The organism is Aeromonas sp. QDB63 (assembly GCF_027707425.1).
In the GTDB taxonomy this organism is placed as follows: Bacteria; Pseudomonadota; Gammaproteobacteria; order Enterobacterales; family Aeromonadaceae; genus Aeromonas; species Aeromonas caviae.
In genome coordinates this window covers 21,267-45,943 of record NZ_JAPCIS010000009.1, presented here as the reverse complement: position 1 = coordinate 45,943, position 24,677 = coordinate 21,267, and the positions used below count along the sequence as shown (strand labels likewise).

Sequence of the window (24,677 nt, the reverse complement as noted above, 5' to 3'; positions counted from 1 at the left end):
CCCATCTGCCGGCGATGCATTCTCGCCGAGTTTTCTCCCCGCTTCACACATTTTGAAGGATTCACCATGAAAGGATGGAGCCCCCTGCTGGTCCTGCTGGGCTGTGCCTGCGTCCAGGCCGCCGATGTGCCGCCCGGTACCCCACTCGCCGCCGAACAGGCCGTCGTCCGTCATCTCAAGGATGAACCGGCGAGCCTGAGCCCTCTCAAGCTGGTGGGACTGCCGGAGCTGCAGGTCCTCAGAGACCTTTACGAGGGGCTGCTGACCCAGGGGCCGGACGGCAAGGTGCTGCCCGGGGTGGCCGCGAGCTGGGAGAACAAGGACAACCGGCAGTTCACATTCCATCTGAGGCAGGATGCCCGCTGGTCCAACGGCGACCCCGTGCGCGCCGCCGACTTCGTCTATGGTTGGCGCAAGCTGGTTGACCCCAGAGAAGCCGCCACTTTCGCCTGGTTCGCCCAGCTCGCTCGCTTCGACAAGGTGGACGACATAGTGGCAGGCAGGCTGGCCCCCGATGCGCTCGGGGTGGAGGCCGTCGATGACCATACCCTGAAGGTGACCCTCTCCCAGCCGGTGCCCTATTTCCTGAGCCTGCTGACCCACCCCAGCCTGTCGCCCCTGCACCAGGCCAGCATGGAGCAATATGGCAACCAGTGGACCCAGCCCGGCAAGCTGGTGGGCAACGGCGCCTTCGTGTTGAGTCACCGGGTGGTGAACGAGAAACTGGAGCTGACGCCCAATCCCTACTACTGGGATCGCGCCCACACGGTACTGACCCGCGTCACCTTCGTGCCCATCAACCAGGAGAGCGCGGCCACCCACCGCTATCTGGCCGGGGATCTGCACATCACCGAATCCTTCCCCAAAGAGCAGTACCAGAGCCTGATGGCCCAGATCCCGGGGGAGGTCTATACCCCGGAACAGCTCGGCACCTACTACTACGCCTTCAACACCCAGCGCCCGCCCCTCAATGATGTGCGGGTGCGCCAGGCGCTCTCCTACACCATCGACAGGGGCCTGATTGCCGACAAGGTGCTGGGCACCGGGGAGAAACCGGCCTACCACTTCACCCCGGACGTGACCGCCGGCTTCGACCCCAAGCCCAATCTGCTCTCCACCAGCAGCCAGCAGGCGCTGGACGAGCGTGCCAGAGCCCTGCTGAAAGAAGCGGGCTACGGCCCAAGCAATCCCCTCAAGCTGACCCTGCTCTACAACACGGCGGAAATTCACAAGAAGATGGCGCTGGCCATCGCCAACCTGTGGAAACAGAAGCTGGGGGCCCGGGTCGAGCTCACCAACCAGGAGTGGAAAACCTATCTCGACAGCCGTCAAAGCGGCCAGTTCGAGGTGATCCGCTCTTCCTGGGTCGCCGATTACAACGACCCCTCCGCCTTCCTCGGGCTCTGGGGATCGGGCCACAGCGGCAACATGGCCCGGTTCGCCAACCCGGCTTACGACAAGCTGCTGGCGCAGGCGGCCAACAGTCAGGATCCCGCAGAGCGGGCCCGCCTGTTTGATGAGGCCGAGGCCATCTTGCAGAAGGAGGCCCCCATCGCCCCCATCTACCAGTACACCAATGCCCGGCTCATCAAGCCCTGGCTCAAGGGGTATCCCATCAACAACCCGGAAGACGTGGCCTACAGCCGTCAGCTCTACCTCGTCAAACACTGAGTCCGGGGAGGGGTCGGGACATCTGACCCCTCCTGGCACTGTTCCTGTTCAAGTTCCCGGCCTAAAATGCCGCCTCTTTTCATTCATCAACCCCGTGATCCGATCCTGCCATGCGTGCTCTGCTCCTGATTGCCCTGTTTGTTGCCCTTCCCGCCAAGGCCGCCGATGAAACCGAATGCCGCCAGGCCTTCCTCGAATGGATGTTGAGCCAGCAGAAGCAGTTCAGCGACCGCAAGGCCAGCAAGATGGAGCGGCGCAATGCCGAACGAGCCATCGATCAGGCCCGGGATGCCTTCGCCAAGCAGGAGAGTTTCTGCCAGGCCATGGCCTGGGTCGCCAGCGCAGAAGACAATGACCCCCGCTTCAAGCCGAGGACGGGGGAGATCCACGACTTCACTCCCCGCGGCTGAGCCGCCATCTACGACTTTTTTCAGCCTTTCCCGTGTTGATTTATTGACCCAAGCCAAGGTGGTGTAACAGTCCGCATCTACAATGACGCCGTAACAATCACAAAAATAAAAAATAACTTTATCAGTTACTTGGCTCATTCAGGATGCGCACATGACCACAACCCGGCACGAAGGGGAGATCCGTTTCCCCGATCACATCTCACTGATCTCGACCACGGATCCCGCCAGTCACATCACTTATGCCAACCAGCACTTTTGCGATGTGGCGGGCTACAGCGCGACCGAAATGGAAGGGGAGCCCCACAATCTGGTCCGCCACCCCGACATGCCCAAGGCCGCGTTCGCCGACATGTGGCGCCGCCTGCAACAAGGCAAGAGCTGGATGGGGCTGGTAAAGAACCGCGCCAAGAGTGGTCAGTTCTACTGGGTCAACGCCTACGTCACGCCGATCCTCAACGATCAGCAGCAGATCATCGAATACCAGTCTGTCCGCACCCGTCCCCAGGATCACGACATCGCCTGGGCAGAGCAGCTCTATGCCCGGATCCGTGACGGCAAGGCACTGCCCTGGCTGACCCGGCTGACCCTGGAGCCGGGGCAGCTGTGTCTGCTGCTCTCTGGCACCGCCCTGCTCGGCATGGGGGCCAGTCTGGTCACCGGCCAGCCGGGGTGGGGAGTCATCACCCTGCTCTGCTTGCTGGCCCAGATGGGGCATGGCTGGCATCTGCAACGGCGGCTGGCCAGGCTGCTGGCCACGGCGGGCGAGGAGCAGGGCAGCGCCCTTTGCCAGGTACTCTATGCCAGGCGTCAGGACAGCCTGGCCGCCCTTGAACTGCTGCTGCGCATGAAGAAGGCGGAGCTGCGCGCCGTGGTGGGTCGCAGCGCGGACACCAACCAGCAGATCCTGCAGGCGGCGGAGGATGACAGGGGGCATATCCAGACCATAGACACTCACCTGCAACAGCAGCGGGCCCAGAGCGAGCAACTGGCGGCGGCCATCACCCAGATGAGCCAGTCCATCCGCGATGTGGCTGACAATGCCCACCAGGCCAATGCGCTGGTGGGCGAGGTCCAGCAGGTGTCCGCCAGTGGCCAGCAGGCGCTGGCCACAACCCGGGATTCGGTCGACAGGCTTCATCAGGAGCTGGACGCCAGCCAGGGCGTGCTGGCGCGCCTGACCCAGGACAGCCAGAAGATCAACGGCATTCTGGAGGTGATCGGGCAGATTGCGGATCAGACCAACCTGCTCTCCCTCAATGCGGCCATCGAGGCGGCACGGGCCGGTGAACAGGGGCGCGGCTTTGCGGTGGTGGCCGACGAGATACGGGCCCTGGCCCAGAAAACCCGCAGCTCCACCGGCGAGATAAGCGACATGATAGGGGCGCTGCAACAGAGCACCCGGCAACTGTCCGATGGCATGGAGCAGGGGGCCCAGACATCAGTGCTCTGCCAGCAGCACATGGGGGCCACCGCCGAGGTGCTCGACCAGATCAACCGGATGCTGGCCCGGGTGACCCACACCAGCGACGAGATAGCCCAGGCGGTGAGCCAGCAGGCGGATGTCACCAGCACCCTGGATCAGGGGATCCACCAGATCCACCAACTGGCGAGCCACACCGCGGACAACAGCCGTCAGGCCCTTGATGGCATCACCCTGCTGGTGGAGCGGCTGCAAAACCTCTCCCGCCTGATCAACCAGTTCCACGACTGACCCCCTTGCCGTGTAGTTTGGCGCGCCCCCGGGCGCGCTGCCGATCTCTCCTCTCCTTCACGACGACAGGCTCCCGCCGGGGGCAAGAAGTCCGTCTCAGGATTTGCCCTTGAACTGCTTGATGCTGCGCTTGCCCTGGGTGCGACGGTTCGCCTGCTTGTCTCTTGGCGCCCGTTTGCTCTCCCCGCTGGCGGGTTTGTCGGTCACCGGAAAACCTGCCAGCGCCGCCAGGGGCAGGGGCCGACCGGTCAGGGCCCGGATCCCCTCGAGCGCCTCCCCATCCCCGTGGCAGGTAAGGGAGATGGCCAGACCGCTCTGCCCGGCACGGGCGGTACGACCGATACGATGCACGTAGACGGGCGCATGGTCCGGCAGATCCAGATTGATCACCACCGGCAATGCCTCCACGTGGATGCCGCGCGCCATCAGATCCGTGGCCACCAGCACCCGCACCCTGCCCTCCTTGAAATCCGCCAGCGCCTGCTCCCGCGTGGCCTGATCCTTGTTTCCGTGCAGGGCTGCCACCGTCATGCCAGCCCTGGCGAGTTTCTTGGCCACCCCGTCCGCGTCGTCCCTGGCACTGATGAAGACCAGCACCTGGGGCCACTCTCCGGCCTCCAGCAGGGCGATCAGCGCAGGCACCTTGCTGCTCCTGTTGACCAGATAGAGCCGCTCCTCGATGTCGTTCACCAGGCTGTTGAGCGGCTCGGCCTCGATGCGCACCGGATCCTGCAGCAGGCCCGAGGCCAGGCTCTCCAGCTCGACCGGCAAGGTGGCGGAGAAGAGCATCTGCTGCCGCGCCTCCGGCATTGCCTTCATCAGCCACTGGATATCGGGCCAGAACCCCATCTCCAGCAGGCGATCCGCTTCATCCAGCACCAGCATGCGCAGGGCACCCAGCCCCAGCGTCTGCTGGGCCAGCAAGTCCCGCAACCGTCCGGGGGTCGCCACCAGCAGTTGGGGGCCGAGAGCCAGTTCCCGCTCCTGCCACTCCTGGGCCACCCCGCCACACAGGGTCAGAAGGCGCACCCCCAACCCGTCGGCAATCTCCTGCAGGGCGGCGCTCACCTGGCTTGCCAGCTCCCGGGTGGGTACCAGTACCAATCCCTGTACCCGGTCGCTGGCTGCGTCCAGCCTCTGCAGCAGCGGCAGGCCGAATGCCAGGGTCTTGCCACTGCCGGTCCTGGCCAGGGCAAGCAGATCCCGTCCTGACAAGGCAGCAGGAATGGCTAGCTGCTGAATGGGGGTCGGTTTTTCCAGCGCTGCGGGCAGCAGGGGCAACAGGGCGGGGTCAAGGGCGAGTTCGTCAAACGTCATGGGGATCGCAGATACAGGCTGAACGAGGATGTGGAGGCGAAGTCTAGCCAGACCCACCCCATAAGTAAAAGGTTCGGGAGCGCAATAAAAACGGCCTGCCCCGTGTGAACGGGGCAGGCCGTCAGGCAATCAGCCTGTGGCGCGACTTACAGAACGGCCAGGGCGGCGGCGTAGTTCGGCTCGTCGGCGACTTCAGCCACCAGCTCGCTGTGCAGCACCTTGTCATGCTCATCCAGTACCACGATGGCACGGGCAGCCAGACCCACCAGCGGGCCGGAGGAGAAGGCCACGCCGTAGTCCTGCAGGAAGGAGACGCCACGCAGGGTGGAGAGGTTCACCACCTTGTCCAGACCCTCGGCGCCGCAGAAACGGGCCTGGGCGAACGGCAGGTCGGCGGAGATGCACAGCACGACGGTGTTGTTCAGGGCGCTTGCCTGCTCGTTGAACTTGCGCACGGAAGTGGCACAGGTCGGGGTGTCGACGCTCGGGAAGATGTTCAGGATCTTGCGCTTGCCGGCGAAGGTCGCCAGGGTCGCATCGGACAGATCGCCAGCAACCAGGGAGAAGGGCTTGGCCTGCTCACCGGCAACGGGGAAGTGACCGGAGACGGAGACGGGGTTGCCTTGCAGGGTGACGGTATTGCTCATGTTAGGTCCTTGATGATTGATGTGGGATCCAGGGTCCCCAGTATAGGCCCGCCACGGGATGACAAACACCCGCTAATGAAAGGGATTTGGCATCCCTTTGCGTCCCCCCTGCTCCAGGGGCAGATCAGCGGCCACTGGCATGGACCCGGACAAAGAGGAGAAGAGGGCTTGACCTTGGACTTTACACCAAGGTTTACACTCGGCTCAGTCATCCAGGATCCCGCAGGGGCGGGATCCCTCAAGAGGAACGCATCATGAGCAAATCCTGCTGCAGCCATCAACACGCCGCCGCCCCCATCAAGGCCGTCAGCAAGGCCGCCACCCCACAGGCCGGGCACAGCCACACCAGCCACTGCTGCGACAACGCGGCACAGGCCAGTGGTGTCGCCAACCCGACCCGCCACGATCATCAGGGGCAAGGTGGCGCAGACGGCCCGGGGGATGAAGAGCCCCCCAGAGGCACTTGCGCCACCGACACAGCCCACGACCACGATCATCATGAGCAGGGGCACGAGCACGCCCATACGGCCGCCGCGACCGAGCCGCCGCTGGCTACCCCCGAGCAAAACAGCCGCCGCCATAGCTGGCAGGTGCTGGGCATGGATTGTCCCAGCTGTGCCCGCAAGATAGAGACCGCCGTCAGCCGGGTGGAGGGCGTACAGCAGGCCCGCGTGCTGTTTGCCACCGAGAAGCTGGTGGTGGATCTGGCCCCCGGCCTCTCCCCCGACCCCGTCACCGCCGCCGTGCTGGCCGCCGGCTTCCAGCTCAAAGGGGGAGCTCAGAACACGGCTCGCAGCGAACCGGGCCGCAGCCCTCTGATGCAGAGAGTCAGCAACCTGCTCGACAAATACTGGCAGCCCCTGTCGCTCGCCGGCTTGATGGGGATGGCGGCCCTGCTGCCGAACCAGCTCGGTCAGCCGCTCTTTACCCTGGCCACCCTCTGGGGGCTGTGGCCCGTCGCCCGCAAGGCGTGGGCACTGACCAGAAGCGGCTCTCCCTTCGCCATCGAGACCCTGATGACGGTCGCCGCCGTGGGGGCCCTCTTCCTCGGCGAAACCGCCGAAGCGGCCATGGTGCTGCTGCTCTTCATGCTGGGGGAACATCTGGAAGCCTATGCCGCCGGCCGCGCCCGCGCCGGGGTCACCGCCCTGATGGCGCTGGTGCCCGACAAGGCGCTGCGCATCCGCACCACTGCCGAGGGCGAGGTGCGGGAAGAGGTCGCTGCCGACCAGCTGCGCCCCGGTGACATCATCGAAATCGCCCCGGGTACCCGCCTGGCCGCCGATGCCCGCCTGCTCGACCCCCTCGGCGCCTTTGACGAGAGCGCCCTGACCGGCGAATCCATCCCGGTGGAGCGCCGCCGGGGTGACAAGGTCCCCGCCGGCAGTCTGGCGGCGGACCGGGTGCTGCGCCTCGAGGTGGTGTCCGAACCCGGCAACAACGCCATCGACCGCATCCTGCATCTCATTGAGGAGGCCGAGACCCAGCGCGCCCCCATCGAGCGCTTCATCGACCGCTTCAGTCGCTGGTATACCCCGGCCATGATGCTGGTCGCCCTGCTGGTGGTGCTGGTACCGCCGCTCGCCTTCGGCCAGAGCTGGGACGAGTGGGTCTATCGCGGGCTGGCGCTGCTGCTGATCGGCTGCCCCTGCGCCCTGGTCATCTCCACCCCGGCGGCGGTCACCTCGGCACTGGCGGCAGCCACCCGGCAGGGTGCCCTCATCAAGGGGGGCGCCGCGCTGGAGCGGTTGGCCCACATCGATACCCTGGCCTTCGACAAGACCGGCACCCTGACCCTGGGCAAGCCGCAGCTGACCGAACTGGTGAGCCTCGATGGCCAGCCGGAGGCCGAACTGCTGGCGCTGGCGGCCGCCATCGAGCAGGGCTCCCACCACCCGCTGGCCCGCGCCGTGGTGACGGCGGCAGGGAAGCGGGGTCTTGCCCTGGCGGCGGCCCAGGATCTGCGCGCCCTGCCCGGCATGGGGGTAGAGGGTCGCATCGACGGCGCTCTCTGGCAATTGCTGGCGCCGAGTCGGGTCGCCTCCCTCGATGACGCAACACGGGGCCGGGTCGCCGCCCTGGAGCTGCAAGGCAAGACAGTGGTGGTGCTCGGTCAGCCCGACGCCGCCCCGGCCGCCCTGCTGGCCCTGCGCGACCAGATCCGGCCGGAAGCGGCTGCGGCGCTGCAAGAGCTCAACCAGCTCGGCCTGCAGAGCATCATGCTGACCGGGGACAACCCCCGCGCCGCCGAGGCGATCGCCACCGAGCTCGGCATGGGCTGGCGCGCCGGCCTGCTGCCGGAAGGCAAGGTAGAGGAGATAAGCCAGCTCGCCAGCACCCGCAAGGTGGCCATGATCGGCGACGGCATCAACGATGCACCGGCCATGAAGCGGGCCAGCATCGGCATCGCCATGGGAGGCGGCACCGACGTGGCGCTGGAAACCGCCGATGCGGCGCTGACCCACAACCAGCTCGGCGGGGTCGCCGCCATGATCCGGCTCTCCCGCGCGGCGCTGGCCAACATCCACCAGAACATCGCGCTGGCGCTGGGGCTCAAGGCCATCTTCCTGGTCACCAGCCTGCTCGGCATCACCGGCCTGTGGATTGCGGTGCTGGCCGACACCGGCGCCACCGCCCTGGTCACCGCCAACGCCCTGCGCCTGCTGCGAAAACGCTAGTCCGGCCGTAAACTGCACAACCAACAGCCGCTCCAACGGGGCGGCTTTTTTATTGCCTCGCCCACGAGCAAAGAAAAAGCGCGGCTGCCGGTCGGCAGTCGCGCTTTGCTTACTCTCTCGGTGTTATCCCGCCCTTGGCGAGGCGGAATTCAACCCGGGGCTGCCGAGCCAGCCCCGGGCTCGATGGGAAAGACTTACTTGGCGCTGCACTCCTGGATGATGACGCTGCCCACCTCGCCGGAAGTCTGGGTCGGGTCAACCTTCACCAGGAAGCTCCACAGACCCTGTTCCAGCGTGATGCTGTTGTTGCCCATGCCACCGTCGCCGTGCTGGAGCGGGTAAACCTGCTCGGGCTCCAGTGCGATCAGGGTGCCACCGGCATCCTTCACGAAGAACTGCTTGCTCCAGTTGCCATCGTCGTTGGCAAACTTGAAGTCAAAGCTGCCCGCGTAGTTGAAGGCGGCCTGATAGATAGCGAGGTTACCTTCCATCCCCTTGTAGCTCAGCTGGTAGGCCGGCTGGGCGTTCCAGTCGCTCAGACTGCCGCGCACATAGAGCGGGAAGCCGAGCGGATTGCCCGCGACGGTATCCAGCACCTTGCAGCTCTGCGCCGGTTCGGTGTAGCTGACACTCAGGGTGGGCTTGTCCTTGTTCATGGCGGTGAAGACAAACTTGTAGGTGCCAGCCTTCTCCACGTTGAACGGCAGATCCCCGCCATTGGCACAGAGCGTATTGACCTGGCCGGTCGCAAGCTGGTCGGTATCGCTGCACTTGCCGTAATTGACGGGGCCGCTCCACTCGTTGCCAGCGATCTTCACCTGGGTCGACCCCAGCTGATCCGCCGTCACCTCGGTGGTGAACTCATAGGTGAAGTTGCCACTGAAGTTCATCTTGTTGACCGGATCCCACTGATTCAGGAAACCGCGCACGAACACCTCGGTGTCACCGAAGGGAGGCAAGGTGCTCAGATCCGTCTTCTTGCTCACCGGCAGCCCCGCGCCCTGGGCACCGCTCTGCGGCTTGACGAACACCGCCGCCGACCAGGCGCCAAGGGTCAGCTGACCGCTGTCATTGGCCGCACCGCTGGCGATGCTGTCGGAGTCACGGTGGGCACCGCTCAGGACCATGCCGGTCAGATCGATGGGCTGATCCTTGCCGTCACGGAAATCGCCGATGCTCTGGGGCTGATTGGTGGCGTTGATCATCACCACCAGGCCGTCGATGGCCGGATCCAGATCCGCACCGGCGCCCACCCCGTCATCCACGCTCATCACGATGAGACCCGGGATCTGCTCAGGGCCGGTGTTGCGGAAGTCGACCCGCTTGATCACCTCGGCGCCGCTGCCAAGACGCAGCAGACGAGAAGATTGACGCAGTTCGGAGAGCTCCTGGTAGAAGTTCACCATCTGATGCATCTCGGCCGAACCCGGCTTGGCGTGCTGGCCGAGCACCTGCTCGATCAGCTCGTAGTTGGCCTCGTCCTTGTCCTTGCGCGGCAGCCCTTTGTCAAAATTATTGTCACTTAAGCCGTAGTCGACCCGGTTGTACCAGTCACCGGAGTCGTAGCTGTCCCGCTCCATGGACTTGGAACGCAGCAGCTCGACACCCGCGTGGGTGAAGGGAATGCCCTGACCCAGCATGGCGGTCGCCAGAGAGACCCCCTGCATCCGCACCAGGTCGGCCCCGGCGGGTGCCTTGTACACCAGGTTGTCGAACAGAGTCTGGTTGTCGTGCTTGTCGACATAGTTCTGGATTTCGGTCGGATCCTGGGCATAGCCCGCCGGTTGACCGTTGTAGTCGATGTCGGAGCCTTTCTTCGGTATGCCGTCCTTGTCGGTCAGCACGAACTCCTTGAGGTTGCCCGCCATGCCGAGGCGCACCAGATCGGACTGATGCAGGGCGGTGGCGAGATCGACGCCGTCCAGCTCGTTGGCATCCACCAGGGCGCCGTTGCCAAAGCCCTGGGTCTTGCGAATGGCTTCGCCGCCGTCGAACGGGCTGCCGCCGCGCACCGCATCACGCAGCCGGTCGGAGAAGGAGCCGATGCCGGTACCGGCCAGGTGCTTCTGGGTCGCCTGTACGAAGCGCTTGTCATCCTGTACCTCGCCGAAGTTCCACCCCTCGCCGTAGAAGTACATGTCCGGATTGACCTTCTTCACCTCGGCCAGGGCCTGCACCATCTGATCTTTCGGGTGATGGCCCATGAGGTCGAAGCGGAAGGCATCGATCTTGTAGTCCCGTGCCCAGGTGACCAGGGAGTCATCCATCAGCTTGGCGAACATGGCATGTTCCGGCGCCGTGTTGGAGCAGCAGGTGGAATTTTCCACCGAACCGGTCTCCGGATTGAGGCGCTGGTAGTACCAGGGCACAATCTTGTCGAGCACGGATTTGGAACCGAGACCCGCTTCGTTGGTGTGGTTGTAGACCACGTCCATCACCACGTTCATGCCGATGTTCTGCTTGATGGCCTGCACCATCTCGCGGAACTCCTTGATCCGGGTCGCCCCCTCCGCATTGGTGGCGTAGGAGCCTTCCGGGGTGGTGTAGTGGTAGGGGTCATAGCCCCAGTTGAAGGAGTCCACCCCGCGCAGATAGCCGTACAGCTCCTGCACCACGGGGTTCTCCTTGCTGTCGCTGGCTTGCAGATCACCGAGCACGGCTTCGATGGTCTCGCCGCCACCACAGTGGCTGGCAAACCTGGAGTTCTTGACCTCGGGATTGACCTCGCACAGCTTGCTGAAGTCATCGCCGATGTTGGCCACCTTGGCCGGATCCTCGTTGACGGTAGCGATGTCGAACACCGGCAGCAGGTGCAGGTGGCTGACGCCGCTCTTGGCCAGGGATTTCAGGTGGGTGACGGGCACGCTGTCGCTGTCGGTCAGCCCGAGGAACTTGCCGCGGTGCTCCACCGGCGTCGACTCGTCGTTGCCGGTCAGATCCCGGACGTGGGCCTCATAGATGGTGATGTCGGCGGGGTTCTTCTGGCTGTGGGGCGCCTTCAGGCTGTCCCAGCCTTCCGGCTTGAGGGCCGGATCGTCGAGATCCACCACCTGGCTGAACTCGGAGTTCATCGCCAGGCTCAGGGAGTAGGGGTCGGTCACCTGATAGGATTCCAGCTTGCGGCTGACCGGGTGATAGACCTGGATATCGTAGCGGTAGTATTTGCCGACAAGATCGCTGCCCCCCTGCACGCTCCAGCTGCCGCTGGCCTCGTCCAGGGTCATGGCGCGCTCGCCAAGCGACTTGTGCTGCTCGTCGAACAGCGCCAGCTTGACCGACTTGGCGGTCGGCGCCCAGAGCCGGAAGGTGACATTGCCCCCCTCCACCACGGCGCCGTAGGCCAGCTTGGTGGCCGCTTCGCTGTAAAGAGCATCGAGGGCACCGGCACTCTGCACCAGGGTCGCCCCCTGCAGGATGCCGTCCGCATCGGTCCCGATGGCGACCAGCTCACCCTTGAGCAGGGGCTTGAGATCTTTTCCCGCAGGCAGGGCGAAGGCGGCGGCATCCTTGAGGTGCGGGTATTTGGCCTGCTGCTCTTCGGTCAGGCTGGTCGGAGTCAGCTTGAGGTAGGGGAAATCGAATACGCCCTCGCTGTTTGCCGTGATGGTGCCTGACTCTGTGTAGTAGAGGCGCACATAGGGCTTGTCCTTGCCCCCTTGCCAAATCAGGGTGTTGTCGTCGATGAGATGGGCACTGGCCCCCGCCACGCCGAAGGCGGCGGTGAAGGCTTCCGCCCGGCTGCCGAAGATCTCGTTCTTGCCGGCGACGATGGCCACGGTGCGATCCGGGTGATCGTTGAAGACCACCTTCATGTCGCTGCCGGTCAGGTTCGCGAGATCGCCGTTGCGGGCGATGAAGTTGATGCAGCCTTCCATCTTGGAGAGCGGCACGACCCAGGCCGGACCAAAACTGTCCGCCGCGGACGGCGTCTTGCTCTTGTCATCCCAACCGGTGTTGAGGCCGCCCTCCGAGGTCGAGTTGCAGGCATCGTTGTTCCACAGGTGCAGGCTGTGGCTGGCGAACGGGCCGGTGACACCGCGCGCCGCGCTGGTCTGGGTATCCACCAGGGCGATGACCGCTTCGTCAGGGCCGGCCGTCAGCAGTTCGGCCGGGGGCTGGACGTTGGGAAGACGAGCGACGGGCTCATCCTGAGGGGCAGGAGCAGAAGAACTGTTGTCGTTACAGCCTGACAAAAGCGCGAGCAGTGAGGCTGTTACCAGCGCCACTTTGGTCTTTTTCATATCCATTTTTTTATAATTCCCGCTGTAGTTAGTCTCGATATCCGAGTACCCGGTCATTGCCGAGCGGTGTCATATTAATCAGCGGGAATTGCCGTAAATGTGAGCGGATGGGCAAAAAAAACCAATCCGCATCAACAAGATAACGTTTTCATAACGAAAACTCGATCGCGCTCACAGACCTGGCACCGCTTTCGGCCCATACCAGCGGGAAGAGGGGAGCGAGTGACGAAATCAATGTCCAATCAAATGGATAGAGGGGGCTGGGTGATGAAACGGATTGAGGAGCAGGCCAGGCGGCTGGACCAGGAGTATCAGGGCATTGCCCAGTTGTTCGATCAGTTCTGCCAGCAGGCCGGCGTGCTCGCCGAACGCTATCACTTCTTCAACTGGCCGGATTATGAAGAGAGCCCGCCCCTCGCCCGCGCCTTCACCCTGCTGGGGGAACCACGGGAGCTGCGGCTGCGCTGTCAACCCGGCGAGGGGGGTTCCCTGAACGGCCTCCTCCAGGTGTGTGGCGAGGAAGGCAAGGTTCACGCCAGCCTGAGCTTTCATGCCGACGGCCACCTGCTGCTGGAGCCGGGCCGCCTGCTCGACGACCCGCCGGGACTGCTGCTGAGGCTGATGCTGGGCTCCCTCTGGCAGGATCAGGGGAGCGAGCCTCCCCGCTGACGCCCGCCAGGGGCGTCAGTCGGCAGACACTTCGATGGTCAGGTGCACCAGCTCCTCGTGGATGGCGAGGCGCTCGCGGATCGCCTGTGCCGGGACCGGGGTCGCCATCTGCAACGACATCGCAGCGGCATACTGCGTCTGCCCCACCCGCCAGACGTGCAGATCGCGGATCTCGGCGCCAGGCAGCTCGGCGATCACCTCGCGGATCTCGTCCACCAGGGGCGCATCCATCTCCGCATCCAGCAAGACGCGCCCGGTATCACGCAGCAGCCCCCTGGCCCACACCGCCACCAGCACGGCCCCGGCGATGCCCATCAGGGGATCCAGCCAGTCCGCCCCCCAGAACATGCCTCCCACCAGCGCCAGAATCGCCAGCACCGAGGTGGCCGCGTCCGCCAGCACGTGGAGGTAGGCGGCGCGCAGGTTGAGATCCTGATGGCCGTGGTGGTGATCGTGCGAGTGGTCGTGATGACCGTGATGGTGGTCGTGACCATGGTGATGGCCGTGATCGTCCCTGAGCAGCCAGGCACAGGCCAGATTCACCAGCAGGCCCAGCAGGGCAATGCCGATCGCCTGCTGATAATGGATGGGGCTGGGGTCCAGCAACCTGGCCACCGACTCGAACAGCATCAACCCCGCCACCCCCACCAGCAGCAGGGCGCTGCTGAAGCCCCCCAGCACCTCTATCTTCCAGGTACCAAAGCTGAACCTGTGATCCCGCGCGAAGTGGCGGGCAGCGCGATAGGCCAGCACCGAGAGGCCGAGGGCCAGGGCATGGGAGCTCATGTGCCAGCCGTCGGCCAGCAGCGCCATGGAGTTGTAGAACCAGCCGCCACCGATCTCCGCCACCATCATGACGACGGTGAGCAGCACGGCCCAGCGGGTCTTCTGTTCGGCCAGGGGATTCCCTTCGTGGACGACGGGGTGGTGGCAGTGGGATGTGGCGAGGGATGGCATGGATTTCTCCTGAAAACGAGGATGCTATATACTATACCCCAGTATAGTTTTATTGATCGAGAGGATCCTGCATGTCACACACGGTTCACGACAAGAAGAAGCTGCTGGCTCGGGTCAGGCGCATCAAGGGGCAGACCGGCGCCCTGGAGAGCGCCCTGGAACAGGAAACAGACTGCGCCGCCATCCTGCAGCAGATTGCCGCCATCCGCGGCGCCGTCAACGGCCTGATGCTGGAGGTGCTGGAGGGACACATGCGCGAGCATCTTGGCGCCGAGGAGGCGACCCATGCCGAGCGGCTGGAGGATCTGGATCAGGTGGTGAGGGTACTGCGTTCCTATCTGAAATAAGGGCGCCCGGTGATGACGGGCGCCCCTGTCAGTCGAAGTCCGCGTAGGGAGTGAGAGGCCTTGGCGGCATATCGAGATCCCCTTGCCAGGGCTTGAAGGTGTAGCGCAGGAACAGGGTGACATGGCTGGGGGCATAGTCATCCGCCTGCTGGATGTCCACCCGGCCACCGATGCGCCAGTGCTCCGTCAGCCTGTGTTCCACCACGCCATTCAGGGTGTAGCCGAATCCACTGCTACTGCCCCCTTTCACAGGCGCATTTCTGTCTGGCAAACCGCTTGGCAACAGGCCTTCCAGCGGGTAGCGGCGACTGTCGTCAGTACGGGCGTAGGACCAGGATCCCGATCCACCCAGCTCCCACGACCAGTCCGGGGTACGCTGCCGGTAGCTCACCGGCACCGAGAGCGAGAAGTACCCCTGCGGGCTGTAATAACCCCCCTGCCCCAGGGTATAGCCCCCCAGATCCTGCTGGTAGTGCCACAGCATGGTGCTGAGCCCCACGCTGGCACGGCGATGGGTCTCGTTGACGAACTTGTAATAGCCCCCTCCCATGAGCCGGGTGCGCCAGTTGTCGGGCACGTTCTTGCCGGTCAGCAGGTGCTGCTGGGCGCTGCCCCAGAACCCGACGGCCCCTCCCAGATCCCGGCTGAGATCGAGGCGGACCCCGTTCGCCCGCACCCCGCCCCAGCTGATGCCCGTGCCCGGATCCACCGTTCCCCCATAGGAGAGCAGCGAGCTGCTGACGGGCCGACGCGAGAGGGTCATCCCCCACCCCAGCGTGTGCCAGTCACCGGTCAAGGTGGCGCCACCAACCCAGTCCACCACCTCGAAACCGAGGGGCGTGGTCCCCAGATCGAACGCCCAGGCCCCCCGCTGCCAGCCTGCCGCCAGGGTGGTCCCCCGGCTCTGCTGGTGCGCGTCCCCGCGACAGTCCCTGGCCGCACAGGTACCGAACTGCGCCCGGTAAGGGGAGTCCGGCAGATCTCCGGCATCCATGTCGACCAGTTCAAGGCGGCCGAAGGCGGTACCACCGGCCAGCGGCGTATCCAGTTGCGCCATCTGGGTCAGCGCCCGCAAATCCGAGTAGCCCCCGGTACCGCTGGAGCCCCAGTAATCGCTGTCGAGGGAGAAGGTGGTCTGGCTCTGCCGGTAATGCCTGTCGAGATCGCTGCGCAGGCCGGATGCCAGCCACCCCTCCCCATCCTGACTGCGGGCCAGCCGGGTCAGCTCGCCCCCCTCCAGATCCTCGCGGGGGGCCAGACCTGCGGCCACCAGCCCCTTGCGATCCCGCACCAGGGCCTCTTCCACATCATGCTCGGCAACGCGCTGGCGGGCGGCATCGCGCCAGAACAGTGCCGCCTGCTGGGAGGCCGGTTGCAGCGCCACCAGGGGTTCGTAGTCGGTGAAGATGGCGCGGGCTGTCTCGCCCTCTCCCAGCGCCTGATAGAGATTGGCTACCCGGCGGTAGTAGTTGGCCCCCTCCGGGGGCAGCGGGCTGACCGGCCAGGCGGGCAGCCAGTGACGGGCCTTTGCCAGATCGCCCCTGGCCTGGGCCAGTTCGGCCATGCCAAGCCTGGCCTCGGGCTGTTGCGGCGTGCGGGCAAGCACCTCCTGATAGCGCTGCTCCGCCAGTGCATAGCCCCCCCAATCCGTGGCCCATTCCGCCAGCATCAGGCTTACCTCTTCATCCGGCTGCAACGGCTGAAGCAGGCGTTCGGCCCCCTCATCATCCCCGGCCTCGTGACGCGCCCTCGCCCTGGCGAGCACCTCGCCGCGGGCGAGGCGCTGATCCAGCGCATCCATGTCCTGTGTCCAGCCGGACCTAGGGATGGCGGCCAGCACCCCTCTCGCCTCCACCATCTTGTCCTGCCCCGAGAGATAGAGGGCGGTGGCGTAGCGCAGGGTGGCATCCTGCGGGTGCGCCGCCAGCCGTTCTCGCAAGAGCCGCTCCCCGCTGCCAGCCTCCCCGAGGCGGGCCCGGGTATCGGCCACTCGATAGGCCAGCCACACCTCTTCCGGGGTCAGCGCAAGTGCCTGCTCGCGAAGGCGCAGCGCCGCCGCCACCTTGCCGGCCCGATCAAGCTGATCGGCCTCCTCCTGCAACAGCCCGGCCTTGAGCCGCCGCCCTTCGGCCTGCATCCCGGGGGTGCCCTGCTGCTCCAGCAGGGCCAGGGCACGTGCCGGATCCTGCTCCTTGTAGAGATCGAACAGGCGGGCCAGGGCCCGCTCCCGCGCGCTCCCCATGGCGAGCGCCTTGCGGTAGGCAGACTCCGCGTCGGCATCGCGATGGCGGCCACGCTCGCTGTCTCCAAGCCCCAGCCAGGCTTCGGGCTCACGCCCATCCTGGGCGATGGCACGGCGATACAGGGTCGCCGCCTCATCCCACTGCTCCCGTTCCAGGGCGCTGCGCCCCTGGCTCACCAGCAGCCAGTAGCGGTTGGTAGCCAGCAGGCTGCGCCATTTGTCCTTGTCGGTCACCTCGGGGTGTGCCAGCACCCGTTCAAACTGGGCGATGGCCAGCGCTCGCTGATCGTTGCGGGAGTAGGCCTGCCCCAGGGCCCCCATGAGTTCAGGATCCCCCGGGTTGGCAGCCAGGGCACGCTGCAAGCGGGAGATGGAGGCACCACCTCCCGCCGTGCTTGCGAGCGCCGACTGGCGTGCGCGATAGGCAGGCGAGGCCCACTTCTCCTCCTGGGTAGCGAGCAGCTGTTCCGCCTTGGTAGTATCCCCTTCGCCAAAGAGCACCATGTACTCCTGCAAGGCAGCAATGCTCCCGGGCCCGATGGGCAGGGATTCGATGTCCGCGAGCCAGATCTCGGCGGCCTCGTCCCGCTGATAGGGATCTCGCGCCATCTCGCGCAACAGGTTCTGCGCCCCCTGGCGCCGACCCTCCGCCAGATAGAGGCGAGCCAGCCCGCCCCGCACTCTGGGCTCACCCGGATATTGCCGGTTGAGTGCCTCCAGGGCCGCCAGCCCCTTTGCCTTCATGGCCGGGATCCGTGTCTGCAACAGGGCATAATCCACCGCCACGTCGAGATTGGGGGGCAAATCACCGGAGAACAGGGAGCGATAGAGACGCTCGGCCTCCTCCAGCCTGCCGGCGCTGGTCAGCAGCCTGGCTTGTTGCAGTTGCTGGCGCCTGGCCGGTTCGTTCAGGGCCAGGTTGGCCATGCCCTGACGATAGAGCGCAGAGTCGGGGTCTTGCTTGCCAAGGCGGGCCAGCAGTGCCCCGGCCTCCTTGACCTTGCCCTGGCGCAGGGCCTGACGGGCCTGGGCTGCCAGCAGCTCCGGATGATCGGGCTCCACCAGGGAGAGGGAATAGAGGCTGTTGCTGACGAGATCTTCCCGCCCACGGGCCTAGCCAATCCTGACCTGCTCCAGCAGCCAGGCCACCGGCTGTACCGTCCCTTGCGCCAGGGCTCCGCTCATCAGGCAGGCGAGCAGGCACCCCAGGGTCACTCTGCCTGACATGATTCGCTCCAATCCGGCTGCAGGGTACCGTCGGCGGCAAAGCGATAACGCCCCTGATCCCAGCCTGCGCCGAACAGGGTCAGCACGCTGCCGTAGTAGGCATCCGTATCCAGCCCGTGATCGGAGACCTGCTTGCGCAAGGTGACCTGCGCCGGCAAGCCCCGTGACAGGGGCAGAAGGGCGGCGGCAAAGCCGCTCGGCCCCTTGCCCTGAACCTGTCCACTTTGGCTGGAGACCCGCTCGGGAAGATGACCCGATTCGGTCAGCTGCGCCAGCATGGGGGCAAAGTGGGCCACCAGAGAAGCCCTGGCGGGATCCTCCTCGCTCAGCATGCCGAGCCAGAGATAGACGCGGATGGCGTCATAGCCACCGGTGTCGTCCTTGTCCGCCGTCACCTGCCATCCCTTGTCGGCCTGCCAGTCCACCCAGTCCGGGGCAAAGCCACGGGGCGCACTCTCCTGCAGCAGCTTGGGCAAGAGGGCCCGCATCTCGCCCCAGGGCCCCTTGAAGGAGGCGAATCTGGCCAGCAGTTGTGGAGGCAGATAGCTGGGGTTGAGGGTCCAGCGTCCCTCCCCCTCATAGCCTTTCGCCCCGGGCAGCAACACGGGGCCGAGACCCGGCAGCGTGGCGACCTCTTCCCGGGCGATGCGGCGCAGCAACAGGGTGCCGAGGGCAGAGTAGCTGTGGTTGTCCCACAGGCGACCCGCCTCCAGCAGGCTGTAGGCTATCCAGAGATCCGAATCGGACGCGCTGTTCGCATCCAGCACGCCCCAGTTGCCGTCCTGCTGCCTGCCCCAGAGCCAGGATGGCAGGAAGCCGGTCAGATCCCCGCGGGCGAGCTGCCGCTCCGTCCAGTCGAGCAGGCGGGCAAAGGTCTCCCTGTCATCGTTGACCAGGGCGAAGAAGAGGGCATAGCTCTGGCCTTCCGAGGTGGTGATGCGGCGCCCGTCGGCAGGGTCGATGACCCTGCCCTCTTCGCTGATGTAGTGCTGGCGAAAGTGATCCCACTCCGGCCAGTGGCAGACGGCCTACGCCGGGAGGGAACAAAGGGCCCAGAGGAGCAGGGCACCACAGACTTTTTTCATCTGAGTCATCTCTTAATCTTCCTTCAGACGGCGACGACTGGCACTGGCAAGCAGCACCCGCAGGCCCCAGCCCAGTACCAGCATGCAGAGCAGGGTCAGCCCGGCAAGACGCACCGGATAACGGGCAAACAGTTGCCAGAGACGCTCCCACCACGGCAGGTAGCCCACCTCGTAACGATCCCCCACCACCAGGCTCTTCACCCCGGATTCCCGGATGATGGCCACCGAGCCTGCCACCTGATCGCGCAGGGTCCGGGTCTGCAGGACATCATTGAGCAATGTGACCCCCGCCGGTCCATCCGCCAGCAGTGCGACCAGGCTGCGCTGATCATGGGTCGGCGATTGCAGCCCCAGGATGACGGCGATGGCCCGGTTGCCCGTCATGCCCACCCGGGCCTGGGGCTGGCGATCGGCCATGGTGTGCAGCAGATCCCCCTTGTGCTGGCGGGTTGGCTCGTTGACCCAGCTGCGCGTGGATTGCAGCAGGGCGTCGGGAGCCAGATCCCCTCGAAACTCCTCCGGCAGGGTGCCGATGAGCAGGGTATCCCGATCCGCGGTGCGCGCCCGCTCCCAGTCGTCCAGAACCTGCAGGGAGAGCGCCGGATACCCGGTCTCGGCCCCGATGGCACCGATGGCATCGAGCAAGGTGGTGATCTGCCCGGGATGGGGTCTGGCCGGCATGACAATCTGGGTGTCGGCGAGATCCGCCATCCGGCTGAACGGGAAGCCGGCATAGGCGAACGCCTTGAGGTCGGGCATCTCGATGAAGTGACGATAACCGGTGAAGTCGATGGTGGAGCCCTCGTCGATGCGCACCTGATGGGCAGGCGGCATCACCAGATCGCAACGGCCATCCTCCGTCCCTCCCATGTATTGCTGGGCATACTCGAACGAGAAGCTCAGGCTGTTGGCCTGGGTGGTCTTGAGCCCGGGCATGCGCAGCGCCATGGTGTCGCCGTCGTCGGCAAACCAGAGCGGCAGGGTCAGCAACCGCTCACTCTTGACCTCGCCGGGCTCGAGCGTGAACGACTTCATGAGCTGGCCGTTGACCCCCACATCCAGCCGGGAACCGTCGCGCAGGGTGGGCGAGGTATGGTGATACTTCAGCTCCGTCCTGATGCCGTTCTCCCCCAGCAGATAGAGATCCGGCGGCAGGCGCAGCGTCAGGCTCATGGGCCACAGCGTGCGTCCCGTTGCCTGCAACTGGCCCGGGTACTCCGTGAGCTCATCAAAGCGCATCTTGCGATCCAGTCGCACCCAGTTCGGGGCATCGTAGGGTTGACGCGGCAAGAGCGGCTTCACCTCGTCCACCATGACGCTCTGGCCACGCAGCATGACATCGCCTCGCGCCAGCCCCTGCACCGCCGTCAGCAGATCCTGCTGATCCCGCCCCAGGATCAGCAGCAGCTTCACATAGGGGTTGTCGGGGGAGCTGATCATGTCGATGGTGGGCCCCTTCACCTCGGGATAGTCCACCAGGAAATCGGGGCGCGCGTCATTGGTGGCAAAGATCACGGCGTTGCGATCCGGCAACTGGTTGATGAGCACCGGGAAATGCTGGCCCCGCCACTGGGCCTTGGTGCCGAACCAGGAGGCCAGCACCGCCGCCGCCTGCTGCTGCTCCGGGGGCACTGAGCCCGTGAACACCATGGGCAGAGTCAGCTTGCCATTGTCCCGCACGTCGAGGAACGGCATGGGGAAGAAGGAGAGCTCGTTGCGCACCGGCAGGGTCTGCAACTGCAGGGTCAGCTTGCTGTCCCGGTTGACGTTGAGCCAGAGGGTATCGCTCGCCGGGTTCTCGCACACTTTCCGATAGTGGCCGACGAAGCTCACCTTGAGGCGGTTGAAATCCTTGGCATAGCGGGGATCCAGCTCGATGCTGGCATGGGTCATCGTCCCCATCTGATCCTGGTTGAGGGCCGTCACCCCCATCAGCTCGTCATTGAGATAGACCTTGACCTGGGAGATGAGCGGCAGCAGGGAGGGCGATGGCGTGAAGTTCAGATCCAGGGTGGCCCGGGTCACCACCTCGTCCCGCCGCACGGTGAAGTCGGCCAGTCTGTCTGGCGCATTGCCGCGCAGGGACAGGGTGCCTGGCGATGATGCCATCTGTTCGAAGCTCATCCCCTGGGTGCGCACCGGAGCGGGAACGGGCGGCAGGGGGCCGACGGCCTCGGCGGCGGTCGCACCCTGTGCCATCAGCAGGAGAGGAATAAGGTAGCGTTGTGGTTTCATCATCCTTTCACTGTCTGTGAGGTCGGAGTCCCGGCCCGGAAATCTGGGGAGACGCGACGGGGAACGAAGGAGAGGAGCCAGCGAGCCAGCTTCTCGAGGAGGATACAAACAAAGCCGATGGGTGAGGTACGGGCCAGACGCCAGTAAGCTCCCCAGCCGAGCAGGGTAATGTCGATCAGGCTGTGGAGGGGGCGATCCTTGCCCAGACGCTGCTGCCACAGGGACCAGGTATCGGCCCGGGCGAAGGTGCACTGGATGAAGGCGACATGCTGTGCCTGCGCCATGGGTTCCAGCTCCAGTCCCAGCTTGCAGCCGAACACCCGCTGCACCTTGGCGGCGAACGCCTGCTCCCGTTGGTCATGGCGCAGCAGCAACCAGACCCTCTCCTTGTCGGCCAGGGGCAGGGGCGCCTCGAGCAGCACCCCGACCCCCCGTTGGAGTAATCTCTGACAGTACAGGGGTAGAGGTGACCGTTCGCCAGCCTGATGGCCGCCGGCATCACCATCTCCACCCTGGGATTGGCACGGACCTGCCGCGACTCGAAGGCCACCGCCAGGGCGCCGCCCAGTATGGTCATGTTGTAGAGGGTCCAGATCATGCTGAGGATCAGGGTCGGCACCTCGTCGGCAGGGCCGGTGCCGATGCGCCAGAGGCCGAACCCCAGCCCGCACAGATTGAGCAGGATCAGCAGCAGATAGGGGCGGGAGACCGACAGATCGAGGAACACCTCCTCCGTCATACCCCCCTTGGCGGTCACGTTGAACGTCCCCTTGTGGGGTGCAAAGAGCGCCACCGTGGTCGGCCTGGCGATGTACCAGGCCAGCACCGTCTCATAGACCTCGCCCCAGAAGGAGTGGCGGACCTTGCCCTGCAACCGGGAGTTGGTCAGGGCGCTGTGGAAGATGTGCGGCAACATGTAGAGGGCGATGGCCGCCGCCGGGGCATAGATGATGTAGGCGTGCAGGATAAGGAAGGCGAGCGGCGCCGTCAGGAAGATGAGCCTCGGTATGCCCGAGAGGAAGTGCAGCATGGCATTGAAGTAGCAAAGCCGCTGCCCCAGCTTGAGCCCCTTGCCGAAGAGGGGGTTGTCCAGACGCAGGATCTGCACCATGCCGCGCGCCCACCGGATGCGCTGACCGATGTGGGCAGAGAGGCTTTCGGTGGCCAGCCCCGCCGCCAGCGGGATCCGGATATAGGCCGAGGTGTAGCCGAGGCGGTGCAGCCGCAGGGAGGTGTGGGCATCCTCGGTGACCGTCTCCACCGCGATGCCGCCGATCTCGTCAAGGGCGGTGCGCTTGATGACGGCGCAGGAACCGCAGAAGAAGCTGGCGTCCCACATATCGTTGCCATCCTGCACCAGGCCGTAGAAGAGGGCCCCCTCGTTCGGCATCTTGCGAAACCGTTGCAGGTTGTGTTCGAACGGATCGGCGGAGAAGAAGTGGTGGGGGGGCTGGACCACGCCCAGACGGGGATCCCGGTAGAACCAGCCCACCGTCATCTGCAAAAAGGAGCGGGTCGGCAGGTGGTCACAGTCGAAGATGGCGACCAGATCCCCGGTGGCCATCTTGAGGGCGTGATTGATGTTGCCCGCCTTGGCGTGCTCATGGGTCGACCGGGCCACATAGCGGATCCCGGCCTCCTCGGCGAAGTCGCGAAACGCCGCCCGCCCCCCGTCGTCAAGCAGCCAGATGGTCAGCTTGTCGGCGGGCCAGTCGAGCCCCATGGCGGCGTAGACTGTCCCCTTCACGATGGCGAGATCCTCGTTGTAGGTGGGGATCATCAGATCCACGCTGGGCCACTGGGCCGGATCCGCCGGCAGTTGTGCCGGGGGGCGGTGCAGGGGCCATGCGGTCTGCCAGTAGCCGAGCAGCAGCACCAGCCAGGCATAGGTCTCGGCGGCCAGCAGCAGCAGGCCGCAGGCCAGGCTGACGGGGGCGAACCAGTCGAGGGTCGAGGTGTAGCGCCACCAGATGTAGCGGCAGGAGATGGTGAGGGAGAGCACCATCATCATCAGCATGGGATAACGGCCCGGCACGGCCCGCAGGATGAAGGCCATGGCCGCCAGCAAGAGGACGAACACCAGTTGCGCCTGCAGGGTGAACGGCTGGGTGACGCAGAGCAGGGAGAGGCTCCCGGCCACCACGCAGAGCAGCACGCTCTTCCAGCGTGCCTCGCGGGGCGTGGCCCTGGCGGCGGCCAGCCCTTTCTCCTCCTGGTGGGCCAGGAAGGCGCCGAGAGCCTGGGTGCCCCTATGCCAGAGCCGTTGCCAGGAGGCGGGCCAGCGCAGAGGGATCGGTTGTGGGCGACGCACTATCATCCAGAGGCTCTGCAACAGAACGCGCAGGGGATCCCCCACCCGGGGGTGCGTCCGCTGGGGATAGAGCCCCCGGGCATGGCCCAGCACCCATTGCCAGCCATGACGCTCGAGGGGGAAGAGAGCCCAGGCCAGCAGCCAGCCCAGTGTCAATGTGGCCGCCCCCGGGCGGGAAGCCCCCCGCTCGCGCAGTGCGCGATAGCGCTGCGAGCACCAGAGGCCCGCAGCCGGCGTCAGCAGCCGCACTCTCATCGGGGGGCCTCCCCCTCTGCCAGACACCAGGTCGCCAGGGCGGCCAGCTCGTGGGCAACCAGACTGGTGGGCGCATAGCGGCCGACCGGCAGCTTGGCGGCCATGGCCTCCGCCATGGCTTCGTCCCTGTGCAGATGAAGATTGAGCAGAGGGAGCCCCCCTGCCAGCCAGAGATCCAGCAACCCCTGCTGCAGGGCCCGCTGGCTGGAGAACTGGGTCACCAGCAGACGCTCATCGGCCGCCCAGGGGTGGCGGTGAAGCCGCACATGGCAGTTGGCATCCGCATTGACCACCAGCAAGCGCCTGCAGGGGATGACGGGGGCCATGCCCAGGGGCAGATCCAGCAGCACCAGATCATAACCATCGATCCCTGCCAGCCACTCGGCTGACGCCCCCTACCCCCCGCCATGGGAGAGCAGATCCAGTCCCTCCTCCCGGCGGTGAAGCGCTCCTCGCCACTCCCGCGCCGGCTGGGTCAGCCGGCTCCAGCCTCCCAGATCGTCATGGGGCAGGCCAAGGTGGATGCCAAGCTGGTTGTCCGGGCAGAGATCCACCGCCAACACCCTTGCCCCCTGCTCATGGGCTGCCTGGGCCAGTCCGGCCACGATGGCGGTGGTCCCCACACCTCCCCGGATCCCCTGCAGGGCGATCACCTTCATGCAGACCTCCCCTCG

Annotated in this window: 13 protein-coding genes and 2 pseudogenes; 6 read left to right on the top strand and 9 right to left on the bottom strand. The window is 65.5% G+C overall.

Annotated features, from left to right (window positions below):
* Positions 1 to 66: 66 nt before the first annotated feature.
* The 3 genes from PG879_RS08430 (at position 67) to PG879_RS08420 (ending at position 3,792) form a co-directional block, all read left to right on the top strand.
* Positions 67 to 1,671, top strand: coding sequence for a peptide ABC transporter substrate-binding protein (locus tag PG879_RS08430; protein ID WP_210600065.1), 1,605 nt, complete (start codon positions 67 to 69; stop codon positions 1,669 to 1,671).
* Between the two features lie 110 nt (positions 1,672 to 1,781).
* Positions 1,782 to 2,081 (top strand): hypothetical protein, encoded by a 300-nt coding sequence (locus PG879_RS08425; RefSeq protein ID WP_010672856.1) that lies wholly within the window; start codon positions 1,782 to 1,784, stop codon positions 2,079 to 2,081.
* 151 nt (positions 2,082 to 2,232) lie between these two features.
* Complete coding sequence (locus PG879_RS08420) at positions 2,233 to 3,792, top strand: methyl-accepting chemotaxis protein (protein WP_210600064.1); 1,560 nt, start codon at positions 2,233 to 2,235, stop codon at positions 3,790 to 3,792.
* Positions 3,793 to 3,888: 96 nt separating this feature from the next.
* Here PG879_RS08420 and PG879_RS08415 read toward each other — a convergent pair whose 3' ends face one another.
* Together PG879_RS08415 and tpx are read right to left on the bottom strand one after the other, a co-directional pair.
* On the bottom strand, positions 3,889 to 5,109 hold the full coding sequence (locus tag PG879_RS08415; RefSeq protein ID WP_210600063.1) for a DEAD/DEAH box helicase: 1,221 nt from the start codon (positions 5,107 to 5,109) through the stop codon (positions 3,889 to 3,891).
* Between the two features lie 146 nt (positions 5,110 to 5,255).
* Positions 5,256 to 5,756 carry a thiol peroxidase gene (tpx, locus tag PG879_RS08410; RefSeq protein ID WP_010672853.1) on the bottom strand — a complete coding sequence of 167 codons (501 nt, stop codon included), beginning with the start codon at positions 5,754 to 5,756 and terminating at the stop codon, positions 5,256 to 5,258.
* A 254-nt stretch (positions 5,757 to 6,010) separates the two neighbouring features.
* On the opposite strand from tpx, the gene PG879_RS08405 reads away from it, so the two are divergent.
* Positions 6,011 to 8,434, top strand: a complete 2,424-nt coding sequence (locus PG879_RS08405) for a zinc/cadmium/mercury/lead-transporting ATPase (RefSeq protein ID WP_210600062.1) — start codon at positions 6,011 to 6,013, stop codon at positions 8,432 to 8,434.
* A gap of 194 nt (positions 8,435 to 8,628) precedes the next feature.
* Here the strand turns inward: PG879_RS08405 and pulA are convergent, their stop codons facing one another.
* The gene (pulA, locus tag PG879_RS08400; RefSeq protein WP_210600061.1) at positions 8,629 to 12,681 is read right to left on the bottom strand and encodes a pullulanase-type alpha-1,6-glucosidase; all 4,053 of its coding nucleotides are present in this window, start codon (positions 12,679 to 12,681) and stop codon (positions 8,629 to 8,631) included.
* 261 nt (positions 12,682 to 12,942) lie between these two features.
* Here pulA and PG879_RS08395 point away from each other — a divergent pair, with 261 nt between their 5' ends.
* Positions 12,943 to 13,344, top strand: a complete 402-nt coding sequence (locus tag PG879_RS08395) for a hypothetical protein (RefSeq protein WP_182935785.1) — start codon at positions 12,943 to 12,945, stop codon at positions 13,342 to 13,344.
* A gap of 15 nt (positions 13,345 to 13,359) precedes the next feature.
* On the opposite strand, the gene dmeF is transcribed toward PG879_RS08395, so the two are convergent.
* On the bottom strand, positions 13,360 to 14,301 hold the full coding sequence (dmeF, locus tag PG879_RS08390) for a CDF family Co(II)/Ni(II) efflux transporter DmeF (RefSeq protein ID WP_167826203.1): 942 nt from the start codon (positions 14,299 to 14,301) through the stop codon (positions 13,360 to 13,362).
* A 71-nt stretch (positions 14,302 to 14,372) separates the two neighbouring features.
* Here dmeF and PG879_RS08385 point away from each other — a divergent pair, with 71 nt between their 5' ends.
* Positions 14,373 to 14,648, top strand: coding sequence for a metal/formaldehyde-sensitive transcriptional repressor (locus PG879_RS08385; protein ID WP_041214512.1), 276 nt, complete (start codon positions 14,373 to 14,375; stop codon positions 14,646 to 14,648).
* A 28-nt stretch (positions 14,649 to 14,676) separates the two neighbouring features.
* Here the strand turns inward: PG879_RS08385 and bcsC are convergent, their stop codons facing one another.
* The 5 genes and pseudogenes from bcsC to bcsQ all read right to left on the bottom strand — a co-directional run bounded on the left by bcsC (position 14,677) and on the right by bcsQ (position 24,662).
* Positions 14,677 to 17,952 carry a cellulose synthase complex outer membrane protein BcsC gene (gene bcsC, locus PG879_RS08380; protein ID WP_270830002.1) on the bottom strand — a complete coding sequence of 1,092 codons (3,276 nt, stop codon included), beginning with the start codon at positions 17,950 to 17,952 and terminating at the stop codon, positions 14,677 to 14,679.
* A gap of 149 nt (positions 17,953 to 18,101) precedes the next feature.
* Positions 18,102 to 19,130 (bottom strand): annotated as a pseudogene (gene bcsZ / locus PG879_RS08375) (cellulose synthase complex periplasmic endoglucanase BcsZ); the annotation flags it as partial.
* Positions 19,131 to 19,214: 84 nt separating this feature from the next.
* The gene (gene bcsB / locus PG879_RS08370) at positions 19,215 to 21,437 is read right to left on the bottom strand and encodes a cellulose biosynthesis cyclic di-GMP-binding regulatory protein BcsB (RefSeq protein ID WP_246875666.1); all 2,223 of its coding nucleotides are present in this window, start codon (positions 21,435 to 21,437) and stop codon (positions 19,215 to 19,217) included.
* Positions 21,438 to 21,612: 175 nt separating this feature from the next.
* Positions 21,613 to 24,003 (bottom strand): UDP-forming cellulose synthase catalytic subunit, encoded by a 2,391-nt coding sequence (bcsA, locus tag PG879_RS08365; protein ID WP_246875667.1) that lies wholly within the window; start codon positions 24,001 to 24,003, stop codon positions 21,613 to 21,615.
* Positions 24,000 to 24,662, bottom strand: a pseudogene (gene bcsQ / locus PG879_RS08360) (cellulose biosynthesis protein BcsQ). The gene bcsA and the pseudogene bcsQ overlap by 4 nt, the downstream one beginning before the upstream one ends.
* Positions 24,663 to 24,677 lie beyond the last annotated feature (15 nt).